The sequence below is a fragment of the Olsenella sp. An285 genome, assembly GCF_002159625.1.
Taxonomy (GTDB): Bacteria; Actinomycetota; Coriobacteriia; order Coriobacteriales; family Atopobiaceae; genus Thermophilibacter; species Thermophilibacter avicola.
In genome coordinates this window covers 124,810-135,447 of record NZ_NFIZ01000002.1, presented here as the reverse complement: position 1 = coordinate 135,447, position 10,638 = coordinate 124,810, and the positions used below count along the sequence as shown (strand labels likewise).

The 10,638-nt window shown below is 69.3% G+C and carries 9 protein-coding genes; 5 read left to right on the top strand and 4 right to left on the bottom strand.

What is annotated here, in order from left to right; genetic code table 11:
* Positions 1-33: 33 nt before the first annotated feature.
* Positions 34-990, top strand: coding sequence for a calcium/sodium antiporter (locus tag B5F79_RS02125; protein ID WP_087217253.1), 957 nt, complete (start codon positions 34-36; stop codon positions 988-990).
* 80 nt (positions 991-1,070) lie between these two features.
* On the opposite strand, the gene B5F79_RS02120 is transcribed toward B5F79_RS02125, so the two are convergent.
* Positions 1,071-1,994 carry a ketopantoate reductase family protein gene (locus B5F79_RS02120; RefSeq protein ID WP_087217252.1) on the bottom strand — a complete coding sequence of 308 codons (924 nt, stop codon included), beginning with the start codon at positions 1,992-1,994 and terminating at the stop codon, positions 1,071-1,073.
* A 91-nt stretch (positions 1,995-2,085) separates the two neighbouring features.
* Between B5F79_RS02120 and B5F79_RS02115 the strand changes: the two genes are divergently transcribed.
* Positions 2,086-2,619 (top strand): adenylate kinase, encoded by a 534-nt coding sequence (locus B5F79_RS02115; RefSeq protein WP_206390974.1) that lies wholly within the window; start codon positions 2,086-2,088, stop codon positions 2,617-2,619.
* 12 nt (positions 2,620-2,631) lie between these two features.
* Positions 2,632-3,471 (top strand): class I SAM-dependent methyltransferase, encoded by an 840-nt coding sequence (locus B5F79_RS02110; protein WP_087217251.1) that lies wholly within the window; start codon positions 2,632-2,634, stop codon positions 3,469-3,471.
* Here the strand turns inward: B5F79_RS02110 and B5F79_RS02105 are convergent.
* Both B5F79_RS02105 and B5F79_RS02100 read right to left on the bottom strand, forming a co-directional pair.
* Entirely contained in the window at positions 3,437-3,940 is a 504-nt protein-coding gene (locus B5F79_RS02105) for a hypothetical protein (RefSeq protein ID WP_087217250.1), read from the bottom strand. The two genes, B5F79_RS02110 and B5F79_RS02105, sit on opposite strands and share 35 nt — an antisense overlap.
* A 107-nt stretch (positions 3,941-4,047) precedes the next feature.
* Positions 4,048-5,259, bottom strand: coding sequence for an MFS transporter (locus tag B5F79_RS02100; protein ID WP_087217249.1), 1,212 nt, complete (start codon positions 5,257-5,259; stop codon positions 4,048-4,050).
* 353 nt (positions 5,260-5,612) lie between these two features.
* On the opposite strand from B5F79_RS02100, the gene B5F79_RS02095 reads away from it, so the two are divergent.
* Positions 5,613-6,611 carry a VanZ family protein gene (locus tag B5F79_RS02095; RefSeq protein ID WP_087217248.1) on the top strand — a complete coding sequence of 333 codons (999 nt, stop codon included), beginning with the start codon at positions 5,613-5,615 and terminating at the stop codon, positions 6,609-6,611.
* A 229-nt stretch (positions 6,612-6,840) separates the two neighbouring features.
* On the opposite strand, the gene B5F79_RS02090 is transcribed toward B5F79_RS02095, so the two are convergent.
* Complete coding sequence (locus tag B5F79_RS02090; protein ID WP_087217247.1) at positions 6,841-8,844, bottom strand: elongation factor G; 2,004 nt, start codon at positions 8,842-8,844, stop codon at positions 6,841-6,843.
* A gap of 276 nt (positions 8,845-9,120) precedes the next feature.
* On the opposite strand from B5F79_RS02090, the gene B5F79_RS02085 reads away from it, so the two are divergent.
* A complete protein-coding gene (locus tag B5F79_RS02085) occupies positions 9,121-10,617 on the top strand; it encodes an ATP-binding cassette domain-containing protein (RefSeq protein ID WP_087217246.1) in 1,497 nt (498 codons plus the stop codon).
* The last annotated feature ends 21 nt before the right edge of the window (positions 10,618-10,638 follow it).

Here is a 10,638-nt window from a genome sequence, read left to right as displayed (position 1 = left end):
TGTGGCATCAGCCCCAGCCCAGAAAGGACCGACGTGCTCCTCAGCCTCCTCGTCATCGCAATCGGATTCGCCCTTCTCGTCTTTGGCGCCAACTTCCTCGTTGACGGCGCGTGCAGCATCGCGCGGCGCCTCGGCGTCCCGGACCGCGTGGCGGGTCTCACCATCGTGGCCGTAGGCACGTCGCTCCCCGAGCTCGTCGTGAGCGTGACCTCCGCCGTGGGCGGCCACGCGGACATGGCCTTTGGCAACGTGGTGGGCAGCTGTCTTGCCAACCTGCTGCTCATCCTGGGCCTCTCTGCCGTAATCGCACCGGTGACGCTCTCGCGCAGCACCCAGCGCTTCGAGATTCCCGTGAGCGTGGCGGCATGCGGGCTGCTCGCGCTCCTCGCCAACACGGGAGGTCAGGTAACGATGCTCGAGGGCGTGGTCCTCCTCGTTGCCTTCGCCGCCTTCGTGGCGCGGACCGTGAGAGTGGGCCTCGCCGAGGGCGCGGGCGAGAAGGACGAGGGGGCGGCGAGCGAGGACGTTGAGCCCCAGCCCGTCTTCTTCCGCAGCCTCGTGATGGTTGCCGTGGGCATCGCCATGCTCAAGTTTGGCGCGGACCTCGTGGTGGACAACGCGACCGCCATAGCCTCCGCGATGGGCATCTCCGAGCGCATCATCGGCATCACCGTGGTGGCGCTGGGCACGTGCCTTCCCGAGCTCGTGACGAGCGTGGTCGCCGCCTTTCGCGGCAACTCGGACATCGCCGTGGGCAACGTGGTGGGCTCCAACATCTCCAACCTGCTGCTCGTCATGGGTGGGCCGGCACTCTTCGCCAGAATTCCCTACGACACCGCGTACAACGTGGACCTGGCACTGCTCGCGATCTTCTCGCTCGTGCTCGTGGGGTTTGCCTTCATCGGACGTCGCCACGAGATGAGCCGTGCCAACGGCGTGGTCTTCGTGGTGCTCTACGCGGCCTACATCGCCACGTCCGTCCTGCGATGATTCTGTAAATTGGGGACAGTCCCCAATTAACACAAATGATTGATATCAAACGTTTCTGTGAATTGGGGACTGTCCCCAATTCACACATTTCCGAAGCCGGCCTCGAGCTCGCGGATGCGCTCGTAGAGCCAGCGGTTGGTGGGCACGAGCAGGCCGTGCCTCTGAGCGAGCCGAATCACGGTGCCGGAGAACTCCTCGACCTCGGTGGGCTTCTCATTGATGCGGTCCTGCGCCATCGAGGGCATGCCATCAGGGTCGAGCGAGGCGATGAGCGCGGCCATCTGAGCGAGGTCCGCCTCGGTCACGTCCACGCCCTCGGCGCGCGCCACGGCAAGGGCCTCGCGCATGGCGGCCACGAAGCAGCGGTTCTGCTCGCTCCCCGGCTCGGAGGCGGTGCCGTAGGTTCCGCCAAAGACCATGCAGACCTGGTTGATGCCCACGTTGAGCATGAGCTTCGTCCACATGCGGTGGCGGATGTCGGCCTCCACCACGTGCGGGATGCCCGCGCGGGCGTAGAGGTCGGCCACGTCCTCGACCACGCCCGGGGCCGTCCCCGGCGCCGCGCCAAAGCGAATCTCGCCGGGATGGCTGTAGGTCATGCCCGACCCGATGAAGACGGCGTCCATGCCCTGCGCCACGGAGAGCACGGTGCGCCCCCAGCCAAAGCGCTCCGCCACGCGCTCCTCGCTCGTGACGCCGTTGACCAGCGACGCGATGGCCGTATGCGGCCCCACGAGCCGCTCCATGGTGTCGAGCGCCACCGGCAGACCGGGTGCCTTGATGGCAAGGATCACCAGGTCGACTGGCTCGGCCTCGCTCGCGGGGACGGTGCGCACGCGGCACGGCTCGCCGTTCACGGTCACGGACTCGCCGGCGTGGCGCGCGTAGCGCGCGTCGTCCATCACGTACTGGACGGCTCCTGGCCCGAGGTTCTTCTCGGCAATGGTCCCGTAGAGCAGGCCCACCGCGCCCCTACCCAGAATCGCCACGCGCTCGATTGCCATGATGGTCTCCCTTCGCCGCTCTGGCGGCATTGTAGCGTGCCCGAGGCCAATGTATACTCTCTGCCCCATCGCAACTGGAAGAGGAGGCACCTTGAGACGCGTCGCCATCATAGGGAGCCCGGGCTCGGGCAAGTCGACGCTCGCGCGCGGCCTTCGCAACCTCACGGGCCTGCCGCTCCACTACCTCGACATGCTCTGGCACCTTCCCGACGGCGGCCACGTGACGAGGGCCGCGTTTGATGCCGCGCACGAGGAGCTCGTGTCCCAGGAGCGCTGGATCATTGACGGGACCTACCTCCGGACGCTTCCCTCGCGCCTCGAGCGTGCCGACGCCGTCGTTCTTCTTGACCTGCCGCTCGAGACGTGCCTCGAGGGAATCCGGGCGCGCATCGGCAAGGCGCGCGAGGACCTGCCCTGGCAGGAGACAAAGCTCGATCCCGAGTTCGTCAGCTACGTGCGGCGCTTCCCGGACGAGCAGCTGCCCCGGATCCGCGAGCTTCTTGACGCTCGCCCCTCGGGATGCCGGCTCGTCGAGCTGCGCTCCCGGGAAGAGGCCGAGCACGCCCTCGTGCCAGGAGGGCTCCTTTGGAAGCTCGTCAACCCCGTTAGCCAACTCGACACCTAGGGGAAGAGGCGCATGGACGAGAAGAACGACTGGCGCGTGGCCGAGAACCGCGCCAACTGGGACGACCGGGCGGCGGTGCACGCCGCCTCGCCGTTCTACGAGGTCGAGCGGCTGGTGGCGGACCGGTCGTACGTCTCGCCCGTCGCGCGGCGCGACTTCGAGGTCCTGCGCCCCCACCTGGGGCCGGACGGACTCGCGGACCGCGCCGTCCTGCACCTTCAGTGCCACATCGGGACGGACACGCTCTGCTGGGAGCGCCTGGGCGCGGCCGAGGTCTGGGGGCTGGACTTCTCTCCCGCCTCGCTCGAGCAGGCGCGGGTCATCGCGGGGCGGGCCGGGGCGAGCGTCACCTACGTCGAGGGGGACGCGCGGCTTGCCGCCGACGCCATCGACCGGACCTTCGACGTCGTGGTCACGGGCACGGGTGCGCTCCAGTGGCTACCGGAGCTCTCGAGCTGGGCGCATTCGATCGCGCGGCTCCTCAGACCCGGCGGCCTTCTCGTCGTCCGCGACGACCACCCGCTGCTGGGCGCCCTGCTCTACGAGTCACTCGAGGTGCACGCCGACTACCTCTCGGGCTTCTGCGACGACTACGAGGACGACGGCAGCTACGTGCCCGGATCGGCCGGCGCCATCGCGCACACGAGCGCGCACAACTGGAACCACGACTTTCAGGAGATCCTGGGCAGCCTGCTTGCCGCCGGCCTTGCGATCGAGGACTTCCGCGAGAGCGCCTTTGCCGAGTGGCGGTCGCTCCCCTGCCTCGAGGAGACGCCGGAGGGCTGGACCATGCCCGCGGGCGCTCCGCGCATCCCGCTTACCTTTGCCGTCGTGGCGCGGAAGCCGGCGTAGGATCGGACGTCGCGGGCGAGGGCGCCGGCGCGTCGAGCCCGGCGCGACGGCGCAGCTCCGTCACTAGGTGGTCGTTGCCGAGGACAGAGACCACGGCGTCGCCGTCCATCGGCGCATCGATGAAGACCGCGTCCGTCGAGGCGGCCGCCACGTGTCCGGTGAACTCTTCCGGTACGAGCGCGCCGGCGGAGCGGCGCACGTCGCGCACGTGGTCATAGGGGATGATCGTGCGGCCCCAGCCAGAGACGATCTCCAGGCGGTTGGCGTAGAGCTCCACACGGTTGCGGACCACGATGGGCCAGAGGAAGATCGCGGCGGCCACCAGCACGATGGCCGGCACGACGGCCGGCATCCCCGGCTGCAGCGCCAGCACCGCCGCCGCAGCGGCGACCACGCCGGAGAGGACGCCGTACCACGGGGCGACCCTGCCGCGGAAGACCAGCTCCGGATTGCCCTTGTAGATGCGCATGGCCCACCGCCCTTCTCGCCTGCTCGCCCAGCCCGCCTGATGGAAACGGTAGCACAGCGCCACGCAGGCGGAGCGCCGCGAGGGGCAGCAGAGGGCGGGCGGCGCGGCTATCCCCTGCTCCTGCGCGCGAGGCGCTCGGCCGCGCGGCGCGGCTCCCAGCCCTTGAGGACCATGAGCGCGACGAAGGCGGCAACCACCACGAGGGTCAGCACGAGCAGCGCCACGGGGAAGAGCCAGAACCCGAAGGCCTCCCCCACCACGCCAAAGAGCGGCGCGAGCGCGAGCGATCCCACGTAGGACGCGGCCATCTGCACGCCGATGACCGACTGCGAGAGCTCGCGGCCAAAGAGGCGCGGCGTGAGATGCAGCATGTTGGGGTAGAGCGGGCTGTTGCCAAACCCCACGAGGAAGAGGCCCACCGGCGCGGCGGAGAGCGGCAGCGGCGCCAGCAGCACGAGCACGGCAGTGAGGGTGACCAGCTGCCCCAGCCCCACGAGCTGCTTGCTCGAGAGGCGGTTGGCGAGCACGCCGGAGAGAAAGCGCCCGGCCGTCACGCCCACGTAGTAGACCGTGATCATGCCCGCAGCGTCCCCGGCCCCCATGCCGCGCGCGTTGACGAGGTAGCTCGTGCCCCAGGAGTTGCAGATGCCCTCGATGGCAACGGACGCCAGGAAGATCAGACAGGCAAGGCGCACGTCGCGCCGGCGGACCAGCGTGAGCGGGCTCTCCGTGCGGGGCTCCACGTCCTTCTCGCCCTGTTCCTCGTGAACGTGGGCGACCTTGCCCCAGAGCGGCAGGATGGCAATGGTGAGAAGGGCGATCGCCGCCTGGCAGGCCGCGGCACCGAGGTAGCCCTCGCGCCAGGTGCCGGAGGAGAGCGCGACGGACATGATGAACGGGCTGATGGTCACGCCCACACCGTACGCACAGTGCAGGAAGTTCATGTGCGTGGCGTGGTAGTGGAGCGCAACGTAGTTGTTGAGCGCCGTGTCGATGGAGCCCGCGCCCAGGCCAAGCGGGATGGCGAGCAGACACAGCCACACGAGGCTCGGCGCAAGTGCAAAGCCCAGGAGGGCGAGCGCGGTGAGCGTGGTGGAGACCGCCGTCACGCGTCCGGTCCCAAAGCGGTTGATCACGGCGGCGGAGGCAAGGCTGGAGACGATGGTCCCGCAGCTCACGATCATGGTGATGACGCTGCCCAGGGAGACCGGGAGGCCAAGGTCCGCGTAGATGGCGGGCCACGCCGCGCCAAAGAGCGAGTCGGGAATGCCCAGGCCGACAAATGCCACGTAGATGACGACGAGAAGAACGAGGGTCATGTGCGGGGCCTCCCTTCCTGCTATCGGCGCTCACTGCTGGAGTGGAAACGTTTCCAATACATGATAGCGCGCCATTTTGGAGATGTCACCCCCGCATTGGCGCTGTGATGAGGGTATGTGCACCACCCCTCGAGGGTATGTGCACTTCCCGACCCGCTCGTTCTTCTCGGCCGTGGCGCTGACCTGCGACTTCGCGAGAAGAACCTCGAGGCGCGGTGTACATACCCCAAGGCTGGGTGCACATGCCCTCAGGACGAGTCCGACCCTTGCGAAACCGTAAGCCATTTCGATGGCGGCGAGCACGCCTCTGGGAGACAATGAGGCCGCGCGAAGAGACGAGAAGAACGGACAACATGAACCTCATCAGGCGTTTCCTCTCCGGGTACACCGAGAACTTCCTCGCGGCGCTGGCGCTCTGGCCGCTGGCGTCCGCCGCGCTCACGCTGCCGATTCTGGCGTGGCTCTACCACCGCGACGGCAGGCTGCGGTTTGGCTCGGCGCTCACCACCTACCTCGCGGTGCTCTACGTGCTGGGCCTGGGGTGCTTCACGCTCTACCCGCTGCCGAGCGGGAGCTCCGGCCTCGGCATCACCTACGGGGTGCCGTGGCAGCTGGACCCCCTTGCCTTCGTGGACGACTTCCGGCGCGAGGGCGTGAGCACGCTGCCGCAGATAGCGTTCAACGTGGTGCTGTTCATGCCGTTGGGCTTCATCGCGGGTCGGCTGCTGCGCTGGGGATTCTGGTGCTCTGTCCTCGTGGGGCTCCTAGCGTCGCTTTGCATCGAGGCCGCGCAGGGCACGGGGCTCTTTGGCATCTACGACTACGCCTATCGCACGGCAGACGTGGATGACCTCATCTACAACACCTCCGGTGCGGCGCTGGGCTGGATGTGCGCGGCGGCGCTCGGCCGCGTCCTGCCTCCCGGCGCCCTTGCCCAGGAGGGAGAGGTCACGCGCTCGCCGGGCTTCGTGCGCCGCGGCGTGGCGCTCTGGCTGGACACGACGCTCGTCTCGATCGTGGCGGTGACGGCCGCCGCTGCCATCGCGCTGGCGCTGCGAAACGTCCCCGGCGGAGAGCGCTGGGCGGACGAACCGTGGGTGCTCTGGCTCACCGCCGCCGCGTTCGTCTGGGTGGAGGGCGTGCGCCCCTGGCTGCACGGCGGCTCCACGCCGGGTGGCTCGTTCGTGCGCATGAGCTGCGAGACGCGCGAGCGCACGGGGGCTCGGCGCCTGGCGTTCTACGCCCTGCGCCTGGCGGTCCTGGGGGCGGCGTACCTCTACCTGCCGATTCTCTGGCCCGCGCTCGCGCTCTTCTACCTCTTCGCGCGCGAGATGCCGTACGACCTGGTGTGAGACGGGCGAGCGACGGCCCTGCTCCTCGCGCCCCCTTTGAGGGTATGCTCAGTGTACATACCTGGTATGTACGGTCCTCGACCCGCGTGCTCTTCTCGCCTATGCCCCCGACCTGCGGTTATGCGAGAAGGACCTCAGACGGACTGTACACACCCGGTATGCGCAGTGTACATAGCCTCAAAGGGGACGCGGACACGAAACGTGATTCGAGGGGGCAGGCCCTTTTGCCCTATTTCGAGAAGAACGCGGCGTCCGCGGCACGGTACGGGCGCAGGCGCGCGGGGTCGACCTCGGTGTGAGCGTGCTCGGGAACGTCGTACCACTTGACGGTGTGGCCGGCGCCGTGGCTGCAGAACACGGAGTCCGGCGTGTTGGGAAGATCGGCCTCGGGGTCGTAGGCCGCGGCGGCGATGACCTCGTCGGCGTTGTGGCAGGGCAGGTAGCCCGCGAGCTCGAGCGAGATGCGCCCGCGCCCTCCCGTGTAGCGCGCGACCTCGAGCGCGTACTCCCCCACCTCGGAGGCAGGCACCTCACCCGTGATGCGCGCCGTCTCGCCGGACGCAGCGGGGGCCTCAAAGACGGCGGCCATGCGCGTGAGGTCCGTGAGCGCGCGGCCCACGCGGTCCGCCGGTACCGTCAGGCGGAAGCGATACCACGGCTCAAGGAGCAGGCACTCCCCGCGCTCGCGGGCACCCATGAGCGCCTGACGGACGGCGCGGTAGGTGGCCTGGCGGAAGTCGCCGCCCTCGGTGTGCTTGGGGTGCGCGCGACCCGCGAGCAGCGTGATGCGCACGTCCGTGAGCGGCGCGCCCGCGAGGGGCCCCAGGTGATCGCGCTCCATGGCATTGGTGAGGACGAGGCGCTGCCAGTTGAGGTCGAGGTCGTCGGTGGAGCAGCGCGTGCCAAACTCCACGCCGGCGCCGCGCGGGAGCGGCTCCACCGAGAGGCGCGCCTCGGCGTAGTGGCGCAGCGGCTCGAAGTGCCCCACGCCCTCGGCGGGCGCGGTCACGGTCTCCTTGTAGAGGATGCCGCCCGGGCCAAAGGTGACGCTCATGCCGTAGCGCTCCCGCAGCAGCTCCGCAATCACGTCCTGCTGGACCTCGCCCATGAGCTGGACGTGCGCCTCCTGAAGCTGCTCCTGCCAGGTCACGCCGAGCAGCGGGTCCTCGTCCGCGAGCTCGCGCAGCGCCCGCACGAGCGCGGAGACGTCCGACCCGGGCTCGGGGATCACCTGGTAGGACAGAACGGGCGCGAGCACCGGGCGCTCGCCGGCGGGCTCGGCGCCGAGGGCGCTCCCGGGGACGACGTGCGTGAGGCCCGTGACGGCACAGATTCGCCCCGCGGGCACCTCGGGGACGGTCTCGAAGCTCGCACCCTGGTAGAGACGCACCTCGTTGACCTTCTCCTGCCACGGGGCTCCCCGGTCGCTGCCCGCAAGCTGCATCTTGGCACGCAGGTCACCGCCCGTCACCTTCACCCAGGCGAGCCGCTCGCCGCGGGCCGAGCGCGAGACGCGGTAGACGCGGGCAGAAAACTCCGTGGGCCAGTCCTTCTCGACAATGAGATCGGAGAGCCCGTCGAGCAGCTCCCGCACGCCGTCGTCGCGCAGCGCCGCGCCAAAGAAGCACGGGAAGACGGCACGCTCTGCAATCAGGCGCCGCAGCGTACCGGACGCGAGCGCCCCGCTCTCCAGGTACTCCTCCAAAGCTGCCTCGTCGCTCGCCGCCGCCTCCTCCAGGGCCTCCGCGTCGCCGGCGAGCAGCGCCGCCGCGTCGACGCAGCCCATCGAGAGGCGGGCGGAGAGCTCTGCGAGAAGTTCTTCTCGCCCCGCGTTCTCCAGGTCGCACTTGTTCACGAAGACAAAGGTCGGAATCGCATGGCGCTCGAGCAGGTCCCAGAGCGTCTCGGTGTGGCCCTGGACGCCGTCGTTTGCGCCCACCACAAGGATCGCGTAGTCGAGCGCCTGCAGCGTGCGCTCGGCCTCCGCGGAGAAGTCCACGTGGCCGGGCGCGTCCACGAGCATGAGGTGGGCGCCGTCCCAGTCGAGCGCCGCGCTGGATGAGAAGATCGTGATGCCGCGCTCGCGCTCCATGGCGTCGGTGTCCAGGTGCGAGTCGCCGCTGTCCACGCGCCCCGCCGCACGGATGGCGCCCGCCGTGGCGAGCATCGCCTCCGCGAGCGTGGTCTTGCCCGCGTCGACGTGCGCCAGCAACCCCACGACCGCCTGCCTCACGCGTCAACCTCCTCGTCCTTCTCGCACTCTCTTCAATCACCATGTTTTTCCGGACATAATCTAGGCTACCAGAACGCCATTTTGTCCGGAGAAACATGGTGATTGGAAGGCTTGACGGTAATGCGCCGCCACGGCATACTAACGGCGACGTAACCCCGTCGAAAGGACCCGGAGCCGTGCGCATCCGCTAGACATCCTCGGCCAAGAAACCACCGATGGCAGCATAACGTGACAAAGGGACTGTCCCCTTGTCAAGTTGCCAGAGAAGAGATGTCTATGCAGCTTGTGCTCTCCGGCGTCACGTACGCCTACCCCGCGGCCCGCGAGGCCGTCATCAGCAACCTCACCATCACCTTCCCCGCCGGCTGGACCGCGCTTCTGGGCGACAACGGCTGCGGCAAGACCACGCTGGCCAAGATCGCGTGCGGGCTCATCGAGCCGGACGCGGGCTCGGTCACGCGCAACCTGGTCTGCTCCTACGTCGCACAGGACGCGGACGAGCCGCCCGAGGGACTCGCTGACTTCGCGCTTGACTACGGTCGCGATGCCCGAGAGCTGCGCGAGAGCTTTCGGATAGAGGACGACATGCCCTGGCGCTGGGGCGAGCTCTCCTTTGGCGAGCGCAAGAAGCTGCAGGTGGCGACGGCCCTCTGGGGCAGACCGGACGTCCTCGTGGCGGACGAGCCCACCAACCATCTGGACGCGGACGCCCGCGAGCAGCTGGGCGCGGCGCTCGCGCGCTTCCGCGGAATCGGGATCCTCGTGAGCCACGACCGCGAGCTCGTGGACCTTCTCGCCACGCGCTGCGCGTCCTTCGAGCCCGGGGGCATCGTCGTGCGCCCGGGAGGCTACAGCGCCGCGCACGACCAGGCAGAGCTCGAGCGCAGCTCCGCGGCAGCCGAGCGACAGAACGCAAAGCGCGAGCTCGCGCGGCTGGCTGCCGAGAAGGACAAGCGGGCCCACGAGGCGGCGCGGGCCGACGCGCGGCGCAGCAAGCGCAACCTGGACCCACGCGACCACGACGCACGCGGCAAGATTGACCTCGCCGTGTTCACCGGCAAGGACGGGCAGGCAGGGCGCCTCTCGTCCCAGATGGACGCGCGCCTTGTCGCCGCGCGGGAGCGCCTGGCGGCCGTCCGAGTGACCAAGCGCTACGACGGCGACCTCTGGATGGATGCCGAGCCCGCCCGCCGCCGCACCGTGCTGCACGTGCCGCCCGCAACCATCCCCTGCGGCCCGGAGGGCACGCTCGAGATTCCCGAGCTCTGGGTGGGGAACACCGACCACGTTGGCGTCGTCGGGCCCAACGGCGCCGGAAAGTCCACGCTTCTTTCGCACCTGCGGGTTCTTCTCGCCCAGGCGGCGGACGCGGGGCTGGGCCTGGAGGTGCTGGACATCCCGCAGGAGCTACCGGCGGAGGCGCGCGACGCCGTGGTGGGGCGCGTGACGAGCCTGACGCCGGCTGACCGTGGCCGCGTGCTCTCAACCGTGGCACAGCTCAACTCGGACCCGGACCGCATCCTCGAGGGCGGGCGCACGAGCCCCGGGGAGCTTCGCAAGCTCATGCTCGCGGAGGGCATCCTGCGCCATCCCGCGCTCATCGTCATGGACGAGCCCACCAACCACCTTGACCTGCACTCCACCGAGGCGCTCGAGCGCGCGCTCGCCGCCTATCCCGGCGCGCTCCTGCTGGTGAGCCACGACCGGCGGTTCCTCGATGCCTGCACCGCTCGCACCTGGGAGGTCCGCGACGGTCGCGTGCGCGAGCTGTGATTGGGGCCGTTGCCGGGGACG